We start from the raw sequence: 17,631 nt of genomic DNA, 5'->3' as shown, positions 1-17,631 counted from the left end.
GGAGCGCGGCGGTGCTTACCATTGGGGGCGTGGACGTCGAGCACGTCGTCGGGCTGCCGCACCCGCGGTTACGGCCGTTCGTGACGCGGTACTCCGGCTATCGGATGCGGACCGCGCCTGGCACCCACCGCGGCCTGCCCTCGCGGTCGCTCACGCTCGTCGTCACCCTGGACGGCACGGTCGACCTGCCGGAGGGCCGCTTCTCCGCGTTGTGCGGCGGGCTGCACGACGAGGCCGTGCTCATCACCCACGACGGGTTCCAGCACGGCGTGCAGTGCGACCTCACGCCGCTGGGCGCACGGGCGTTGCTCGGGGTGCCGGCGGGTGAGCTGGCCGGGGTGTCCGTCGGGCTGGACGCGCTCGACGCGCCCGCCGGGGAGCTGCGCGAGCGCTTGCGGGCCGCGCCGACGTGGCTGGACCGGTTCGCGCACCTGGACCGGGTGCTCGGCGGGCTGCTGCGGCCGGTGCGGCAGCAGGTGGAGGTGGCGTGGGCGTGGCAGCGGCTCGCCGACGGCGCCGGGGTCGGTGCCATCGCCGCGGAGGTCGGGTGGAGCCGCCAGCACCTCAGCGCCCGCTTCGCCGCCGAGTACGGGCTCACGCCGAAGGTCGCGAGCCGGGTGATGCGGTTCGAGCGGGCGAACCGGATGCTGCGCGGCGAACGCAGGCCCACGCTCACCGAGGTGGCCGTCGCCTGCGGGTACGCCGACCAGGCGCACCTCAACCGGGACTGGCGGGCGCTGTGCGGGGCCACGCCCACCGAGTGGATCACGGCCGAGCTTCCATTCGTCCAAGGCAGCGAGGGCCCGCACGTCGCAAGGTAGTCCCATGACGACACCCGCACCCACCTGCTGGCCCACGCTGACCTACCGGGACGCACCCGCCGCGATCCGGTTCCTGGTCGAGGGCTTCGGTTTCCGCGAACACCTCGTCGTGCCGGGGCCGGCCGACGGCGAGGTCGTGCACTGCGAGCTGGTCTGGCCCGAGGGCGGCGGCGTGATGCTCGGATCCGCGCAGCGGTCCGCCGGCGAGCCAGGGGCGACCGCCGCCGGCCGCGCGTCCGTGTACGTGGTGACCGACCGCCCGGACGAGATCCACGCCCAGGCCTTGGCGCACGGCGCGACGGAGATCCGCGGGCTGCGCGACGAGGACTACGGGTCGCGCGGCTTCACCGTGGCTGATTCCGAGGGCAACCGCTGGAGCTTCGGCACCTATCGCGGCGCCTGACGCAACCCGCCGCACCGGTCGCGGAGCGTCCTGGGGGCAGCTCGGTGGACCAGACCGTGCTGCGGGCCTACCGCCTGCGGGACTGAATCGGGTGACTAGGCCGGACGGTCGCTGGAGTTGCGTCTCAAAGGCGTAACCGGGCGGTCGTTCGGTCGTTGTCCTCGCTGCGGCACCTGTCCGGGGCAGTGCACGGGACGATGAGGACGCGGGCGTCTCGCGCACGGGCAGGTGCCGCTGTATTCGGTGGCCGGCACCGGCCCGATGTGGTGGCATCTGCGGTCATGGGGTTCGAGGAGCTGGTCGCCGAGGGGGCGGCGGTACCGCTGGAGGGCTGGGACTTCTCCTGGTTCGACGGCCGTGCCACCGAGGAACGACCGCCGTGGGGCTACGCGGGGCTGATCGCCGAACGGCTGGCGCGGGTCGGGACCGCGCTGGACCTGCAGACCGGCGGGGGAGAGGTCACGGCGTCCGCGCCGGTCAAGCCGCCGGTGCTGGTGGCCACCGAGTCGTGGGCGCCGAACGCTGCCGTGGCCCGGCGGAACCTGCCCGGCGCCGCGGTGCTGCGGGTGCCGGACGAGGGGCCGTTGCCGTTCCGGGACGCCGCGTTCGACCTCGTCCTCAGCCGCCACCCGGTCGTGACGCTGTGGGCCGAGGTCGCGCGGGTCCTGCGGCCCGGTGGCACCTACCTGTCGCAGCAGATCGGGGCCGGCACGAACCGCGAGCTCACCGACTTCATGATGGGGCCGCAGCCGGTCAGCCAGACGCGCAGCACCGAGAGCGCGCGGCGGGACGCCGAGGCCGCCGGGCTGGAGGTGCTGCGGCTCGAACCCGTGGCGCTGCGGGTGGCGTTCTTCGACGTCGGCGCGGTGGTGCACTTCCTGCGCAAGGTCCTGTGGACCGTTCCCGGCTTCACCGTCGAGGGGTACCGGGAACGGCTCAAGGCGATGCACGAGCACATCGAGGCGCACGGCGAGTTCGCGTGCACCTCGACGCGCTTCCTGGTAGAAGCCCGCCGGCCCTAGCGGGGCTGGCGCTCCCGGCGCACGGTCACGCGCTTGCCCTTGATCGTCGCGTCGCGCAGCTGCGTGATCACGTCGTTCGCGGCCTCGCCGGGCACCTCGACCAGCGAGAACCGGTCCGCGATCTCGATCGCGCCGATCTCGCGGCCCTTCAAGCCGGTCTCACCGGTGATCGCGCCCACGATGTCCTGCGGGCGGATGCCCGACGAGCGGCCGGCACCCAGGAACAGGCGGGTCATGCCCTCGGACGGGCCGCGGCGCTCCCGGCGGGGACCGGCGGGGGCACCGTCGCGGCGCGGGCGGTCCTCGCGCGGGCGGACCTCGGGGATCTCCTCCTCGTCCGCGGCGGCACCGGAGGCCTCGTGCGCGAGCTTCACGGCGGCGAGCGCGATCTCCATCACGTCGAACTCGTCGGCCAGCGTCTCGACCACGACGCGGAAGCGCGACAGGTCGTCCTCGAGCAGCGACTCGTGCAGCGACGAGCGGGTGAGCTCCAGCTGGCGGGCGCGCAGGTCGGCGACCGTCGGCACCTTCTCGACCGGGATCTTGGTCTTGGTGACCCGCTCGATCGTCTTCAGCATCGAGTTCTCGCGCGGCTCGACCAGCGTGATCGCCACGCCCTCGCGGCCCGCGCGGCCGACGCGGCCGATGCGGTGGGTGTAGGCCTCGGGCGCGGACGGCACGTTGTAGTTCACGACGTGCGTGAGCTGCTCGATGTCGAGGCCGCGTGCTGCGACGTCCGTGGCCACCAGCAGGTCGGCCGTGCCGGAGCGCAGTCGCGCCATGACCCGGTCGCGCTGCTCCTGGCTGATGCCGCCGTGCAGCGACTCGGCGCGGTAGCCGCGGCCGTTCAGCGTCTCGGTGAGCTGGTCGACCTCGTCGCGCGTGCGGCAGAAGACGACGGCGGCGGTCGGCGACTCGACGTCCAGCACGCGGCCGAGCGCGGCCGGCTTGTGCTCGCGGCGCACCAGGTACGCGGTCTGGCGCACCCGCGGCGCCTCGCCCGGCTGGGTCTTCTCGCGCTCGATCTGGATCAGCTCGGGGCTGCGCAGGTGGCTCTTCGCCATGCGGTCGATGCGCGGCGGCATCGTCGCGGAGAACAGCACCGTCTGCCGGTCGGCCGGGGTCTCGGTGAGGATCGCGTCGATGTCCTCCGCGAAGCCCATGTCGAGCATCTCGTCGGCCTCGTCGAGGACCACGATCCGCAGCGCGTCGAGCTGCAGCGTGCCGCGTCCCAAGTGGTCGATGGCACGGCCGGGGGTGGCGACCACCACGTCGACACCGCGGGACAGCTCCCGCAGCTGCCGCCCGATCGGCTGACCGCCGTAGATCGGCAGCACCCGCGTGCCCAGGTGCCGGCCGTAGCGGTGCACCGCCTCCGACACCTGCACCGCCAGCTCACGGGTCGGGGCGAGCACCAGCGCGAGCGGTTTGTCGCTCTTGCCGATCTGGTCGGCGATGCGTTCGAGCAGCGGCAACGCGAACGCCGCCGTCTTGCCGGTACCGGTGGCCGCCTGGCCGAGCAGGTCACGGCCCGCCAGCAACGGTGGGATGGCTTCGCTCTGGATCGGCGTCGGCTCCTCGTAGCCCAGCGTGGTGAGCGCGTTGAGGATGTCGGGCCGCAGCCCCAGGTCGGCGAAACCGTTGTCGGCGGTGGTCATGGCGCACATCTTCCCTTACCGGCGGTTGCCACACCCGACTAGGTCCGCTGGTCGGCACCGGAGCGGGAAGTGAGAGAATCACCCCGAGGCCGTGCGCACCCGCCGCCGGCCCCGGGGTGGTGCGCCGCTACCGGCGCCGCACCGAGATCCCCGCTCGCGCCACGACACCGTTCACCGCGACCGCGATCTCCACCTGTCCAGACCGGACAGCCGTGAGTACTCCGGTCTCCGGGTCGAACCACGCCACGTGCCACGGCCGCAGCCCCTGCGCCCCGCCGACGTGCAGCGAGCGGGAGCCGGTCCAGGTCGCGGCCATCGGGTAGTCGAGCCGGACGGTCCGGTCGCCCTGCGCGATGGTGGGCTCGATCCGCACCTGGCCGCGCACGGTCGCGGGTGCGTTGAGCGCCAACGAGTCCACGTGCGGCCGGATCTCCGCCCGCACGCCGTGCTCGCCGACGCCCACCAGCGTCCAGCCGGTGAACCCGCCGACCTCGGCCGGTGCCTTGCCGGAGTTGCCGTTGACCACGTAGTGGACGCCGTCCACTTCGGACGCGAAGAACCCGCCGACGTGGCCGCCGATGAACGTGGCCCTGCCGTTCTCCGCCAGCAGCCGTTCGAAGTACCGCGCCTCCAGCGGGTCGGCCAGCTGGCTGGTGCGCGCGGGCGTCGGGTCGCGCGGCGGGTGGTGCATCAGCACGACCGTGTGACCGGGCGCGGTGCCGAGCGCGCGGCCGAGCATCTCGACCTGGTCGGTTCCGCCGCCCCTGAGCGTGCCGGTGGACGAGTCGAGCAGCACGAACCGCGTGCCCCGGTGGTCGAACGTGCGGTGGGTCGCCCCGAACTCGCGCCGGAACCCGTCGATCGTGCCCGGTCCCATGACCTCGTGGTTGCCCGGCACGTAGTACCAGGGGAGGTCGCCGAGCTCCTCGGTCAGCACCCTGCGGGCGAACGCGAGGTCGGCGGGGGAGGCCTCGTCGACCAGGTCGCCGTTGACGACGACGAACTCGGCACCGGAGGCCCTGATCTCCCGCAGGGTCCTGCGCGCCGCCCGCACCAGGGCGCTGTCCGGAGCCCTCGCCACGAACTGCGCGTCGGACATGACCGCGAACCGCCAGCCCGTGGCGGGGCCGATGACCTCCTCGCGCGGTTCGGCGACCGGTGGGAGCGCGACCGCGGGCGGCACCCGAGCGGTGATGTCGTCCACGACCACCTCGCCCCGGTACGAGCGGTCTGCTCTCGTCTCGATCGCGTAGAAGCGGGTGACCGCGATCGGGAACTCCAGCTCGCCCGGCACCGGGACGGAGAGCCGCTGCCAGCCGGTCCAGGTGATGTGCGGGCCGTAGAGGGAGCGGGACTGGCCGCTCGCGTCGGTGACCGTGAACGCCGTCCACTCGCCCCGTGCGCTGCCGTGCACCCACGCGGAGAGCTCCAGCGGTTGTCCGTTGACCCGCAACGGTTTCGGCGGCACCGCGTAGGCCGTGCGGGTGCCGGTCGACCTCGTGAAGTCGTAGCTCAGCCGGAGGCCGGTGCCGGTGTGGCCGGCGGGCTCGGGTGCGGCGGAACCGGTGGCGCGCGCCGACCCGAAGCTCCACTGCGGAGCGTCGTCGAACGGGGCGAGCAGCTCGTCGGCCGCGCCGACGGTGACGGCCGTCAGCGCCTCCCTGCCCTGCGCCCGTGCCCTGATCGTGGTCGCGCCGGGCTTCTTCGCGACGACCTGGAGGTCGGGCGTGACGTCGACGACCGAGCGGTCGTAGTCCAGGTCGAGGTCGGCGCGTTCGATCGGCGCGCTGTAGCCGGCGGCGTCGAACCCGTTGATGCGCAGCGGTTTCCGCCCGTCCGGCGCGAGACTGATCCGCTGTTCCGCCGGGGCGAGCCGCGCGAGCTCGCCGAGCACGGTGAGGCCGACCGTCTTGTGTGTCGAACCTTTGTGGACGGTGAACGAAGCCTTGCCGGGGCGCTGTGCCGCGTGGAAGGTGTCGCCGACCGCCCACCCGCCGGTGGCGCGCGTGAGGTGCGGGCTCGTGGCCGGTCCGAACGTCTCGTCGTGGCCGCGGACGGTGATCCTGCGGGTGAGGCCGGGGAACACCCGCTGGTCGGCCGGCTGGACGTGGAACCCGGTGAGCCGCCCCGAGCCCGGCGGCGCGTAGAGCGCGAGCCCGTTGGCCACCGGGCGTTCCGCGCCGTCCGACGGGGTGTTGACCACCTTGAGCGCGGTGCTGCCCGGTTCCCGCGCGAGCATGGTCGACGACCCGCCGCCGTCGAGGTTGAGCGCGTTGTGGGCGCCCAGCTCGATCATCGTGTCGGCCAGGTCGCGCAGGTCCAGGCCCGGCAGGTGCGCACCCTGCCGCCCGTCGACGGTGAGCAGCACCATCTTCCTGCCGTCCCGCGAGAAGCCGACCGCCGTGCGCGGGTGGAGCGCGTCCACCGGAGCGACGTTCCTGCCGTCCTGCACCAGCAGCTGCCGCCCGCCGATGGCCGTGACGGGCTCGCTGCCGTCGCTGGTCCGGCTCGCGTAGGTGACCTCGACCCGGTCACCCGGCTTGAGCTGCCGGAGCACGCCCGCACCCCGGTCGCGGCCGACGAGCACGTACCCGCTGATGGGCCGGTCACCCGGCGCACCGACCTCCTCGACGACGTCGCCGGAAACCCTGACCTCGGCCGTGTCCGCGGCACCCTGCACGGCCCGCGCCCTGGAGTAGCCGCCCCACAACGGGGTGAACACGCCGATGCCGTCGACGTCGATCTGCGCGCTGTTGAGCTGCGTGATCCGGTGGACGCCGTTCAACGTGCCCTCGAAGAACGTCTCCATGACGCTCCCGACCCCGGCCGCGTCGATGCCGACAGCGCGCCCGTGCCCGGACTTGACGAGCCGCCCGTCCCGGACGCCGACGCCTTCGGGCGCGTTGGAGTTGCCGATGTCGAAGAAGTCCCCGTTGACCGCCGCGACCGCCCTCGGCGTCTGCAGCGAGAGCGGCCGGGCCGCGCTCACCGAGCCGGCGTCGACGTACCCGACCCCGGTGCCGCCGGTGAGGTCGACCGTCATGGCGTCACCGCGGGTCCACCCGCCGGGGCGGTACCAGTCGAAGGAGCTGAGCGTGACGCCGGGGGCGACCGGTGTGGTGGTCCGTTCCGTCTCGATGTGACCGCCGATGCCGGCATGGGCCGGGGCGGGCGCCAGGACGGCGGTGGGCGTCAGGAGGGCGGGCGTCAGGAGGGCCGCGGCGACCATCACCGGTAGTGCGCGTCTCGTCACAGTTCGCGACCATAGACCGGTGCGGTGAAGATCCGCCTGACGGACCGCGCCCGGTCACCCGGCCCGGCGCACTTCTTCGTCCGGTGCACGGTCTTCCGGAACTGTCCGCAGCTCGTTCGCCTCGGCCAGGTACAGGTGCCCGAGGTCGATGAGCAACGTGCCGAGCTCCTCGAAGTGCGCCGCCCGTTCCGGGTCCGGTGCCGTTCCACAGGTCAGCAACATGTGGCGGGCGAGCAGCTCGCCGAACTCCGGGTGCGTTGCCACCACCTCGCGGGAGAGGCGGGACAGCGACGTGCGCAGCAGGTCCTCGGTCAGAACGTCGACGGCCACGGCAAGATCCCCTCGCTCTTGCGGTACTTCACAGAATCATTCTGGATCGTGGAACAATTCCAAGGCGGGGTCTTACGGGTTGTTTCGAGGTCGAGTGGTATCGAAAACATAACTGCGGTGATGTTCAGGCGCCGGCGTTCAAGCATGCCTCCTGAGTAGGCTTGATCCACTTGCCTCGACCACTTCGCCTGGGGGGACAGTGCACCGCATCAAGGCCAGTCCTGCCCTGGCACGGCTGGAATGGGTCCTCGACGGCCTGGACGGGAAGCCCGGCTGGGGAGCTGACGTGTCCGACGTGCTCGCGCCGGAGTTCACCGCCGTCGTCACAACCGAGAGGTACGTCGAGGTGACCCGCGGTCGAGCTGCCCGTTACGCGCCGGTCGTCGTGGTCGGTCTCGACGTCGGCGAGACCACCGCCCAGGCGCGGATCCGCCGCCACGACGGCACCGTCGATGTCGTTTCCTGCGTCGTCGAGACCGCCCGGCCGCATCGAATTGCCGGCACGTGGGTCACCGAACTCGTGCCGACGGATCTGACACCGAGGTTGCCGGCCGATTTCACGGACTACGACTTGCCTTCCGCCGCCACGAAAACGCGGCTTGTCGTGTTCTCCGGGGTGCCCGGCAGCGGGAAAAGCACCTTGGCCGACGCGGCAGGCGCCGAGCTGGGGATCCCGGTCTTCGCCACCGACTGGCTGCTCGGCGCGCTGACCCCGTTCGGCGGTCGCCACTTCGAGGCTCCGCTGGCCATCGCTGAGGAAGTGCTGACCACGCTCGCCCTGCGGCAGCTCGTCGCCGGGCAGTCCGTGATCCTCGACCACCCCACCGAAGAGGTGGCGACCAGGAACCGCTGGCGCAGCCTGGCACGCCGAGCCGGTGCGGAGCTCCGCGCGGTCGTGTGCCGCTGCTCCGACCCGGAAATCCACCGCGGCAGGCTCGAAGGGCGCAGCCGCGGGATCCCCGGTTGGCATGACGCCGGCGACTGGTCCAACATGCGGCAGCGGCTGGCCGGCTTTCCCCCTTGGCACGGGGAGGCGCTCTCTGTGGACACCGTTCAACCACGCGAGCTGACCCTTGCCGCAGTCCTGCGGCACATCACCACCTGACGGCGCACCGCCGAGGTGCCACGGCAGGTCGTTACCATCCGAACCATGACCATGCCCGCAGCGATCGAAGCCGTCCGGGACGCGTTCACCGGCCTCACCGCGGGGGAGTTCGACCTGCCGCCGCGGCAGGCGTTCGGGGAGAGCCGGTCGCTGGTCATGGCGGTGCACCACCGGCCGAGCGCGTCGACCGCGGTGAAGGTCGTCAGCATCGAGGTCGAGCGGGACCCGGTGATCACCGGGACCGTGGTGTTCAGCCACCCCGGCGGGCAGTTCGCGACGGATGCGGTGCCGTTGACGACGTTGCGGACCGGTGCGGTGGTGGGGGTGGCGACGGATCTGCTCGCCGACGAGGACGCCGGGCAGATGGCGTTGCTCGGGGCCGGGGCGCAGGCCGCGGACCAGGTGCGGGCGGTGCACGCGGTGCGGCCGCTCAAGAAGCTCGTGGTGTTCAACCGGCACCTCGGGCGGGCCGAGGCGTTGCTGGAGGGGCTCAGGGACGAGTTGCCGGACACCGTGCTGGACGTGGCGGCCGTGGCCGACGAGGCGGTGGCGCAGGCGGACGTCGTGTGCTGTGCGACGGCGGCGACCGTGCCGTTGTTCCGGATGGAGGCGTTGAAGGAACGGGTGCACGTCAACGCGATCGGGTCCTACCGGCCGGTGATGCGGGAGCTGCCGCAGGAGTTGCTGGCGAGCGCCGAGGTCGTGGTGGTGGACCAGGTCGAGGCGGCGTTGAGCGAGGCCGGGGAGATCATCCGGGCGGTGCGGTCCGGGGTGCTCAAGCTGGAGGCGCTGGTGGAGCTGGGGGCGGCGCTGGGGAACCCGCCGCTGCGGCAGGGGCGGACCGTGTTCAAGTCGGTCGGGATCGCGGTGCAGGACTGGGCGGTCGCCAAGCTGTTGGCGTGAACGCACAGCCTGAAGACAAGACCTGACAACGAGAACTGGGCGCGCACCCTCTCCGCCGCGAGGGGTGCACGCCCAGTTCGCACCTCCGCGCGGGCCGTGAGCGGTCCGCGCGGAGACTTCTCAGGTCAGACCTGCCACTTCTGGCTGGCCACGCCCAGGCACTGCCAGATGTGCGTTCTCGTGCCGTCGCCCGAGGCGCCACCGACGGTGTCGAGGCACTTGTTGGCCTGCGGGTTCACGATGTCCTGCGCCCCGCTGACGGCCCACTTCTGGGCTGCCGAGCCGTTGCAGTCCCAGAGCTGGACCACTGTGCCGTTCGCGGTGCCGCCGCCGTTGACGTCGAGGCACTTGCCCAGTGCGCGGATGGTGCCGTCACCGGGGCGGCTCCACTTCTGGGCGGCGTTGCCGTTGCAGCCGACGATCTGGATGGGCGTGCCGTTGGCCGTGTTGGCCCAGGGCACGTCGAGGCACTTGCCGCCGATGCCGCGGATCTCCGAGCCACCGGCGGGCGGGGTGGAGTCGCTGGAGGAGGCGCGGACCCAGTCGATCACGAGCTGCTGCGGGAACGTCGTGCTGGCGTCGGGGTAGCCGGGCCACTCACCACCGACCGCGAGGTTGATGATGATGAAGAACGGCTTGTTGAACACCCACGGGTTGCCGTTGACGTCGGTCGGGGTGTTGCGGGCGTAGACGTTGCCGTCCACCGACCACGTGATCTCGCCGGGCTTCCAGTCGACCGCGAAGTTGTGGAAGCCGTCGGAGAAGTTCGGGCCGTTGTAGGCGTGCGACTTGCCGCCGGCACCGGAGTAGCCGGGGCCGTGGATGGTGCCGTACACGGTGTTCGTCTGGTGGCCCAGGAACTCCATGATGTCGATCTCACCGGAGCCCGGCCACGGGTTGCCGGTGTTGATGTCGGCGCCCAGCATCCAGAACGCGGGCCAGATGCCCTTGCCGCGCGGCATCTTCATGCGCGCTTCGAAGCGGCCGTAGGTCTGCGTGAACTTGTTCGCGGTGTTGATGCGCGCGGACGTGTACTGGCAGCGGCCGTACCAGCAGTTGTAGTTGCCGGGGTTCTCCTTCTTGGCGGTGATGACCAGGTTGCCCTGGCCGTCGTGCGCCGCGTTGGAGGTACCGGCCTGGTACCACTGGTGTTCCCTGTTGTTGCCGTTGTTGTTGCCCACTTCCATGTTCCACTTGCCACCGTCGACACCGGTGCCGGCGGGAGCGTTGAACTCGTCGGCCCAGGTCACCGCCGCGTTGGCAGGGGGAGCTTGGCTGGTGGTGGCGACGGTGATCCCTGCGGCCACCATCAAGGCGGCGGCAAGGGCCGTCCCGATGCGTCGCTGCATCGAACCGACCTTTCCGGGTGTTTAGTTGTGCGCCCAGTGGTTCGGAAGTGTTGTCGCGCCGTGACTCTCGGTCAACTTGTAAACGTTTTCAGGTTGTCGTCACGTGGGAGCGCTCTCAAGAACTCCAGGCCGTGACCAGCAGGTTTGGAGCCAGTTGACACGAACGGACTCGCTTGCGCGATGAGGCTAAGGGCATTAGCCTTCGGGCTGTGAACGTTCGAGCCAGGCTGAGCACCGCCGCTGTCGTGGACGCCGCGGTGGCGGTGCTGGACGAGCACGGGGTCGAGGGCTTGACGCTCGCCGCCGTCGCCGCGCGCACCGGGGTGGCCACGCCCTCGCTCTACAAGCACGTCGGCAGCCTCGCGGAGCTGAAGGCGCACGTCGCCGTGCGCGCGCTCGACGACATGACCGAGCGCTTCACAAAGGCGGTCCTCGGCAGGGCGGGCGACGACGCGGTCACCGTGCTGATGCACGAGTACCGCGCCTACGTCCGCGAGCACCCGAGGCGGTACGCGGCCATGTCGGTCGACCCGCTGCACGACCCGTCGTTGCGGGAGGCGGGTGTGCGGCTGATGGAGGTCATGCTCGCGACGCTGCGCGGGTACGGCCTCGAAGGTTCCGACGCCGTCCACGCCACGCGCCGGCTGCGGGTCCTCGTGCACGGGTTCGCCGACCTCGAGGCCCGCGGCGGGTTCGGCCTGCCGGAGGAGCTCGACGACACCTACGACCAGCTCGTCCGGATGTACCTCGACAGCCTCGGGGGGACCACGTGAAGATCGCGCACGGCGTGCTGCTGCCGACTGGCTGCGCGTGGCTCGCCCGGGAGCTCAGCCGGACGCGGGAACCAGCCGGAACACCCGCGGTGCCCGCCCGGAGCGCGTGACGTAGCCGTCGAACGCGGGCCACACCGCGAGCATCTTGCCCCACGCCTCGTCCCGTTCGGCGCCTTCGAGCAGCCGGGCGCGGACGGGGCGGATGGTGCCGCGGACGTTCGTCTGCGCGTCCGGGTTCTTGAGCAGGTTCGCGGTCCACGCCGGGTGGTCCGGCCGGCCCCAGTTCGTGCCGGCGACCAGCACGCTGTCGCCGTCGGGCACGTACTGCACCGGCGTCTCGCGGCGCTGACCGCTCCTCGCGCCCGTCGAGATCAGCGTCAGGCCCTTCTGGCCGCTGAACGACGTCGTCATCACCCGGCCGCCGCTGACCCGGTACAGCGCGCGGTCGAACGCCATGACGACCGGGCGCAGGTTCGCGAGCCACCTCTGCTCGCCGAGCCACCTCTGCTCGCCGAGCCACCGGGCGAGTGCCATCACAGCACCCCTGAGGACCGTGCCGCGTGCACGGCGGCCGTGCGGTTGTGGACGCCGAGCTTGCGCATCGCGCCCTTCAGGTACGCCTTCACGGTCTCGGCGCTCAGGCCGAGCTCGCTCGCGATCTCCCGGTTCGCCGCGCCCACGGCCGCCAGCCGCAGCACGTCGAGCTCCCTCGGGGTCAGCGTCGTGGGAACGGAGCCGGTCACGGGTTCGCCGCCGAGGTCGTGGTGGACCTTGCGGAGCCGGTCGCGCAGCGCCGGGTCGTCGACGAGGCGGGCGACCTCGGCCAGTTCGCGGAGTGCCGCTTGGGTGTGCAGAGAAGGCATGTCCAGGTCCTGTGCGAAGCCCTGCGCGATCGCGCCGGCCAGCCTGATCGCCCGGTCGCCGACGGTGGCGTTGCCGCGCACGGCGCCGTAGAGCACGCCCTGCACAGTGCCGCGCACCGCGACCGGATAGGCGAACACCGAGGTCAGGCGCTCCTCACCGACGACCATCGGGTCGAACTCGTGGGTGATCGCGCGGGTGGAGGCGTAGTCGTTGACGCGCACGGGCGTGCCCATCGCGACGGCCGTGCCGCCCAGCCCGCGGCCGGAACCGACCCGCAGGCCGTGCAACGACGTGCCGCGGGTGCCGTGGAAGTGCGAGAGCAGCAGCTGGTTCGCCGCCGTGACAGCGCCGCCGAACACCACGGGCAACCCGGTGGCGCGGCGGAGCATGTCCAGGCGTTGCGGCAGCAACGCGGGGAAGCGGTCCGGCAGCACGTCCAGCAGTCTTGCTGACGGGAGCACCCTCGAAAAGGGGTGCACCCCCGTCCGGGGGTATCGGCGTGCCCTCGGGCCACCGCACCCTCGTCAGCCAGCGAAAGGAGGCCAACCGATGGCCAGTCACGACACCTACCGCGCGGCCCGCGACCTGATGCTCACCGACCCGGGGTCGTTCCGCTGGCCGAGCTTCCCGGACGCCTTCAACTGGGCGCACGACTGGTTCGACGTCATCGCCGAGGGCAACGCCGCCACCGCGCTGCACATCGTCGAGGAGGACGGCCGCGAGCGCGCGCACTCGTTCGACGAGCTGCGCCGCCGGTCCAACCGGGTCGCGCACTGGCTCGCGCGGCACGGCGTCGGCAAGGGCGACAGCGTCATGATCATGCTCGGCAACCAGGCCGAGCTGTGGGAGTCGATGCTCGCGGTGATGAAGCTCGGCGCGGTGATCATGCCGACCACCACCGCACTCGGGCCCGCCGACCTCGCCGACCGGCTGCGGCGCGGTGCCGTCCGGCACGTCCTCGCCCGTGCCGAGGACGCGGACAAGTTCGAGGGCGTGGCCGGGGAGGACACCGGCACGGTGCTGATGGCCGTCGGCGGTGGCGCGCGGGCCGGCTGGCTCGACTACGCGCAGGCCGGCGACGAGCCGGACACCCCGCTGCCGCACCCGCAGACCCGCGCCGACGACCGCTTGCTGCTGTACTTCACCTCCGGCACCACCAGCCGCCCGAAGCTGGTCGAGCACACCCAGGTCTCCTACCCGGTCGGGCACGTCACGACCATGCGCTGGATCGGCATCCGGCCCGGCGACGTGCACCTCAACATCAGCTCGCCCGGCTGGGCCAAGCACGCGTGGAGCTGCTTCTTCGCGCCGTGGATCGCCGAGGCGACGATCTTCGTCTACAACTACGCCCGCTTCGACGCCGCGGCACTGCTGGAGCAGATCCGCTCGAAGGGCGTCACCACGTTCTGCGCGCCGCCGACGGTGTGGCGGATGCTGATCAAGGCCGACCTCAGCGGCGGACCCGGTGCGCTGCGGGAGGTCGTGGCCGCGGGCGAACCGCTCAACCCCGAGGTGGTCGAGCAGGTCCGGCAGCACTGGGGCCTCACCCTGCGGGACGGGTTCGGCCAGACCGAGACCACGCTGTCGGTCGGCAACCTGCCCGGCGAGGTCGTGAAGCCCGGCTCGATGGGACGGCCGCTGCCCGGTGTGCCGGTGGTGCTGGTCGACCCGATCACCGGTGAGCGCGCCGACGAGGGCGAGATCTGCATCGACCTGGGGGAGCGGCCGATGTCGCTGATGGCCGGCTACCACGGCGACGAGGAGCGCAACGCCGAGGCGATGGCCGGCGGTCACTACCACACCGGCGACATCGCCTCCCGCGACGAGGACGGCTACCTGTTCTACATCGGACGGTCCGACGACGTGTTCAAGGCCTCGGACTACAAGATCTCGCCGTTCGAGCTGGAGAGCGTGCTGATCGAGCACCCGGCCGTCACCGAGGCCGCCGTCGTGCCCGCGCCCGACCCGCTGCGGCTCGCCGTGCCCAAGGCGTACGTGGCGCTGAGCCCCGGCTGGGAGCCGACCAGGGAGACCGCGCTGCAGATCCTGCGGCACGCCCGCGAGAACCTGGCGCCCTACCAGCGGATCCGGCGGCTGGAGTTCGCCGTGCTGCCCAAGACGGTGTCCGGCAAGATCCGCCGCGTCGACCTGCGCGGCCGCGAGGAGCAGGGCGTCGAGCAGGCGGCGGAGTGGCGCGACGAGCAGTTCCCCGAACTGCGCAGGTGACCGTCGCTCGACCTGGTGCCGACCGGCGATCACTGGGAGCGTGGACGACCTCGCCCACGACGACAGGAGCACACCCATGGTGCGCAAGATCGCCGGTCGGCCCGCTGTGATCACCGGTGCCGCCTCCGGCATCGGCCGCAGCCTCGCGCGGCGGCTGTCCCGGCACGGCTCCCCGGTGGTCATCGCCGACGTGAACGAGGAGGAGCTCGCGAAGACGGCGGCCACGCTGTCCGGGCCGGTGCTGAGCCGGGTGCTCGACGTGCGCGACGCGGAGGACTTCCGGCGCTTCGCCCGGGAGACGCGGGAGTGGCTCGACCTGCCGCTGGCCGCCGTGTTCAACAACGCGGGCGTGGCGACGGCGACGAGCGTGCTGAACGCCGTGCCCGAGGACGACACCTGGCTCTTCGACATCGACTACTGGGGTGTCGTGAACGGCACGCGGGCGTTCCTGCCGATGCTGGTGGAGCAGAACTACGGCGTCGTCGTGAACACCTCCAGCGTCTACGGGCTGGTGGGCATGCCGAACAACAGCGCCTACTGCGCGGCGAAGTTCGCGGTGCGCGGCTTCACCGACTCGCTGCGGCAGGAGCTGCGCGGCACCGGCGTCAGCGCGGTGACCGTGCACCCCGGCGGGATCAAGACCAACATCATCCGCAACGGCCGCATCCGCCGCGACCCCGAGGACCGCGGCCGGGACCTGGAGCAGATCGCGGCCGACTTCGACGCCATCGCGCTCACCACGCCCGACCGCGCAGCCGAGGTCATCCACCGCGGGGTGGAGAAGGGCAAGGCGCGCATCCTCGTCGGACCGGACGCGCACGTGTTCGACGCGCTGGCCCGCATCGCGCCCACGCACTACTTCAGCGCGATGGCGTGGTTGTTCGACCGGCGGCGGTGACGCTGCCGCCGGAGGACTGGGGGAAGATCTCGCGCATGCGTTCCTCGACCGCGGTCCGGCGGACCGAGCAGTGGTTCGTCCGGCAGGGCGCGCCGACCATGATCGAGGGCTACGCCTTCCTCACGCACGTGCTGCCGCGGATGCTGCCCGTGCTCGCCTTCATCGCGGCCGGCAGCCTCGCGTGGCTGGTGCCGCTGCGGGCGGCCGGGCCGGGCCGGTGGGTGCTGCTCGGCGTCGTCGTCGCGGTGACGGTGGGCGCCTGGGCGGTGATCTCGGTGTTCGTGCGGCGGCTGCCGACGTTCTCGCGGCGCACGACCTTCCTGCTGCTCGGGGCGTACGCGGCGATGCCGGTCGCGGTTCCGCTGCTGCAGCTGGTGATCGACGACACGATCACCGCGCCGGGCGAGGAGCTGTTCGGGCTCGTCGGGTTCGTCGTCTTCTTCGGGGTGGCGTTCGTCGCGGCGATGGTGTTCACGACCTACGGCGTGGCCGGGCTGGTGCGGGCGGCGGTCCGGCACGTCCTGCACGACCTGCGCAACAGCGTCCACCTGCTCGGCCGCGCGTTGCCGCCGATGCTGTTCGTGACGCTGTTCCTGTTCTTCACCGGTGAGCTGTGGCAGGCGATGAACCAGCTGTCGTGGCAGCGGGTGAGCCTCGTCGTGCTGCTGTTCGCGGCCATCACCGTGCTCGCCGCGGCGGCCCGGCTGCGCGAGGAGATCGGGCGGGTGGAGCAGGACCTGCGCCCCGAGGTGCTGGCGCGGGCGTGCGAGGGCACCCCGCTGGCCGGTGTCGAGGTCGCGGAACCGTTGCAGCCCAAGCGGCTCACCGGCAGGCAGCTGCGCAACCTGCTCGTCATGCTCGCCACCAGGCAGCTCGTGCAGGCCGCGGTGATCGGGCTCGCGCTGTTCGCGTTCTTCGTGCTGCTCGGGCTGATCGTGGTCACGCCGGCGGTGGCCGAGCAGTGGATCGGGTCGCCGCCGGTCATGTCCCCGGTCCTGGGCCTGCCGTCGGCGATGCTGCGCAACGCCACGCTGTTCGCGGCGTTCGGCAGCATGTACCTGTCGGTGACGTCGATGAGCGACAACGAGCACCGGCGGCAGTTCTTCGCCTCGGTCGTGGAACGGGTCGAGCGCACGCTGGCGGTGCGCGCGGTGTACCTGGACCTCAGAAAGCAGGTTCGGGGCTGAGCGCGGTGTCGCGGCTGGGCGGCACGCCGAACCGGCGCCGGTACTCGCGGCTGAACTGCGACGGGCTGTCGTAGCCCACCCGGTGGCCGGCCCGCGTGACGTCCGTGCCGGTGGCGAGCAGCACCCTGGCCTCCTGCAGGCGGATCTGCTTCTGGAACTGGATCGGGCTCAGCGCGGTGACGGCCTGGAAGTTGCGGTAGAACGCCGACTCGCTCATGCCCGCGACCCGTGCGACGTCCTCGACCTTGAACGACTCCGCGTAGTGCGCGCGGATCCAGCTCACCGCCCTGGAGATGTGCGCGAGGCTGGAGTCGCCGCTGCCCAGCTGCCGCACGGCGGCGCCCTGGTCGCTGTTCACCACCCGCCAGAGGATCTCCTGCTTGACCAGCGGGGCGAGCACCCGCGCGTCCCGCGGCCGCGCGACGAGCCGGGCCAGCCGGGTGACGGCGTCGAGCAGCTCGGGGGTGGCGTCGCTGACGGCCAGGCCCTGCGGGGTGCCGGTGGTCCGCGGCAGGTCGTGGCGCAGCAGCAGCTCGGCCACCGCCTCCGGCCGCAGGACGATGCCGAGGCCGAGCGCGGGGTGCGCCGGGCTCGCGCCGACCCAGTCACCGGTGATCGGCAGGTCGACCGAGGCGACGAGGTACTGGCCCGCCCGGTAGTCGTGGACCCGGTCGCCGAGCGCGATGCGTTTGCGGCCCTGCGCCACGAACGCGAGGATCGTGCCGGTCGTCGACGGGCCCTCGTGGCCGCGGACGACCTTGGCCATGAGCACGTCCTCCACCGGTGTGCTCAGGTCCGGCCGGGCGTGCCGGAGGATCAGGTCACGCAGCTCGTCCACC

The 17,631-nt window shown here is 71.9% G+C and carries 16 protein-coding genes; 9 read left to right on the top strand and 7 right to left on the bottom strand.

Going from position 1 to position 17,631, the window contains the following annotated elements:
* Positions 1 to 29: 29 nt before the first annotated feature.
* From ACZ7CD_RS27900 to ACZ7CD_RS27890, 3 genes are all read left to right on the top strand, one after another.
* Positions 30 to 821, top strand: coding sequence for a helix-turn-helix domain-containing protein (locus ACZ7CD_RS27900; protein ID WP_470380043.1), 792 nt, complete (start codon positions 30 to 32; stop codon positions 819 to 821).
* 4 nt (positions 822 to 825) lie between these two features.
* Entirely contained in the window at positions 826 to 1,224 is a 399-nt protein-coding gene (locus ACZ7CD_RS27895; RefSeq protein WP_360396340.1) for a VOC family protein, read from the top strand.
* 281 nt (positions 1,225 to 1,505) lie between these two features.
* A complete protein-coding gene (locus tag ACZ7CD_RS27890; protein WP_470380042.1) occupies positions 1,506 to 2,246 on the top strand; it encodes a class I SAM-dependent methyltransferase in 741 nt (246 codons plus the stop codon).
* Here the strand turns inward: ACZ7CD_RS27890 and ACZ7CD_RS27885 are convergent.
* From ACZ7CD_RS27885 to ACZ7CD_RS27875, 3 genes are all read right to left on the bottom strand, one after another.
* Positions 2,243 to 3,904 carry a DEAD/DEAH box helicase gene (locus ACZ7CD_RS27885; RefSeq protein WP_360396346.1) on the bottom strand — a complete coding sequence of 554 codons (1,662 nt, stop codon included), beginning with the start codon at positions 3,902 to 3,904 and terminating at the stop codon, positions 2,243 to 2,245. The two genes, ACZ7CD_RS27890 and ACZ7CD_RS27885, sit on opposite strands and share 4 nt — an antisense overlap.
* A gap of 127 nt (positions 3,905 to 4,031) precedes the next feature.
* Positions 4,032 to 7,157: a phosphodiester glycosidase family protein gene (locus tag ACZ7CD_RS27880; protein ID WP_470371216.1), complete on the bottom strand. Its 3,126-nt coding sequence runs from the start codon at positions 7,155 to 7,157 to the stop codon at positions 4,032 to 4,034.
* A 54-nt stretch (positions 7,158 to 7,211) separates the two neighbouring features.
* A complete protein-coding gene (locus tag ACZ7CD_RS27875) occupies positions 7,212 to 7,487 on the bottom strand; it encodes a hypothetical protein (RefSeq protein WP_360396350.1) in 276 nt (91 codons plus the stop codon).
* Between the two features lie 286 nt (positions 7,488 to 7,773).
* On the opposite strand from ACZ7CD_RS27875, the gene ACZ7CD_RS27870 reads away from it, so the two are divergent.
* Positions 7,774 to 8,592 carry a P-loop nucleotide/nucleoside kinase family protein gene (locus ACZ7CD_RS27870; RefSeq protein ID WP_470371215.1) on the top strand — a complete coding sequence of 273 codons (819 nt, stop codon included), beginning with the start codon at positions 7,774 to 7,776 and terminating at the stop codon, positions 8,590 to 8,592.
* Between the two features lie 45 nt (positions 8,593 to 8,637).
* Positions 8,638 to 9,495, top strand: a complete 858-nt coding sequence (locus tag ACZ7CD_RS27865; protein ID WP_360396354.1) for an ornithine cyclodeaminase family protein — start codon at positions 8,638 to 8,640, stop codon at positions 9,493 to 9,495.
* A 125-nt stretch (positions 9,496 to 9,620) separates the two neighbouring features.
* Here the strand turns inward: ACZ7CD_RS27865 and ACZ7CD_RS27860 are convergent, their stop codons facing one another.
* A complete protein-coding gene (locus ACZ7CD_RS27860) occupies positions 9,621 to 10,844 on the bottom strand; it encodes a family 16 glycosylhydrolase (protein ID WP_458431334.1) in 1,224 nt (407 codons plus the stop codon).
* 209 nt (positions 10,845 to 11,053) lie between these two features.
* On the opposite strand from ACZ7CD_RS27860, the gene ACZ7CD_RS27855 reads away from it, so the two are divergent.
* Positions 11,054 to 11,617, top strand: a complete 564-nt coding sequence (locus tag ACZ7CD_RS27855) for a TetR/AcrR family transcriptional regulator (RefSeq protein WP_360396356.1) — start codon at positions 11,054 to 11,056, stop codon at positions 11,615 to 11,617.
* A gap of 54 nt (positions 11,618 to 11,671) precedes the next feature.
* Here the strand turns inward: ACZ7CD_RS27855 and ACZ7CD_RS27850 are convergent, their stop codons facing one another.
* Entirely contained in the window at positions 11,672 to 12,151 is a 480-nt protein-coding gene (locus ACZ7CD_RS27850) for a nitroreductase family deazaflavin-dependent oxidoreductase (protein ID WP_470380041.1), read from the bottom strand.
* A complete protein-coding gene (locus ACZ7CD_RS27845; protein WP_360396358.1) occupies positions 12,151 to 12,915 on the bottom strand; it encodes a LuxR C-terminal-related transcriptional regulator in 765 nt (254 codons plus the stop codon). Before ACZ7CD_RS27845 ends, ACZ7CD_RS27850 begins: the two co-directional genes overlap by 1 nt.
* 115 nt (positions 12,916 to 13,030) lie before the next feature.
* Here ACZ7CD_RS27845 and ACZ7CD_RS27840 point away from each other — a divergent pair, with 115 nt between their 5' ends.
* The 3 genes from ACZ7CD_RS27840 to ACZ7CD_RS27830 all read left to right on the top strand — a co-directional run bounded on the left by ACZ7CD_RS27840 (position 13,031) and on the right by ACZ7CD_RS27830 (position 16,792).
* Positions 13,031 to 14,707: an AMP-binding protein gene (locus tag ACZ7CD_RS27840; RefSeq protein WP_470374801.1), complete on the top strand. Its 1,677-nt coding sequence runs from the start codon at positions 13,031 to 13,033 to the stop codon at positions 14,705 to 14,707.
* A gap of 76 nt (positions 14,708 to 14,783) precedes the next feature.
* On the top strand, positions 14,784 to 15,605 hold the full coding sequence (locus ACZ7CD_RS27835) for an SDR family NAD(P)-dependent oxidoreductase (RefSeq protein WP_360396362.1): 822 nt from the start codon (positions 14,784 to 14,786) through the stop codon (positions 15,603 to 15,605).
* Positions 15,581 to 16,792: a hypothetical protein gene (locus ACZ7CD_RS27830; RefSeq protein WP_360396364.1), complete on the top strand. Its 1,212-nt coding sequence runs from the start codon at positions 15,581 to 15,583 to the stop codon at positions 16,790 to 16,792. The genes ACZ7CD_RS27835 and ACZ7CD_RS27830 overlap by 25 nt, the downstream gene beginning before the upstream one ends.
* Here the strand turns inward: ACZ7CD_RS27830 and ACZ7CD_RS27825 are convergent.
* Positions 16,770 to 17,630 (bottom strand): AraC family transcriptional regulator, encoded by an 861-nt coding sequence (locus ACZ7CD_RS27825; RefSeq protein WP_360396366.1) that lies wholly within the window; start codon positions 17,628 to 17,630, stop codon positions 16,770 to 16,772. The two genes, ACZ7CD_RS27830 and ACZ7CD_RS27825, sit on opposite strands and share 23 nt — an antisense overlap.
* Position 17,631: the final 1 nt, after the last annotated feature.

It is taken from the genome of Lentzea sp. NPDC036949 (genome assembly GCF_055608075.1).
Note: the sequence above shows the minus strand (reverse complement) of the source record. Positions and strands in the feature narration are given on the sequence as shown.

Coding starts and splice junctions, on each gene's coding strand:
- ACZ7CD_RS27895 (WP_360396340.1), top strand. CDS start 826: ATGACGACACCCGCACCCACCTGCTGGCCCACGCTGACCTACCGGGAC.
- ACZ7CD_RS27890 (WP_470380042.1), top strand. CDS start 1,506: ATGGGGTTCGAGGAGCTGGTCGCCGAGGGGGCGGCGGTACCGCTGGAG.
- ACZ7CD_RS27885 (WP_360396346.1), bottom strand. CDS start 3,904: ATGACCACCGCCGACAACGGTTTCGCCGACCTGGGGCTGCGGCCCGAC.
- ACZ7CD_RS27865 (WP_360396354.1), top strand. CDS start 8,638: ATGACCATGCCCGCAGCGATCGAAGCCGTCCGGGACGCGTTCACCGGC.
- ACZ7CD_RS27860 (WP_458431334.1), bottom strand. CDS start 10,844: ATGCAGCGACGCATCGGGACGGCCCTTGCCGCCGCCTTGATGGTGGCC.
- ACZ7CD_RS27850 (WP_470380041.1), bottom strand. CDS start 12,151: ATGGCACTCGCCCGGTGGCTCGGCGAGCAGAGGTGGCTCGGCGAGCAG.
- ACZ7CD_RS27840 (WP_470374801.1), top strand. CDS start 13,031: ATGGCCAGTCACGACACCTACCGCGCGGCCCGCGACCTGATGCTCACC.
- ACZ7CD_RS27835 (WP_360396362.1), top strand. CDS start 14,784: ATGGTGCGCAAGATCGCCGGTCGGCCCGCTGTGATCACCGGTGCCGCC.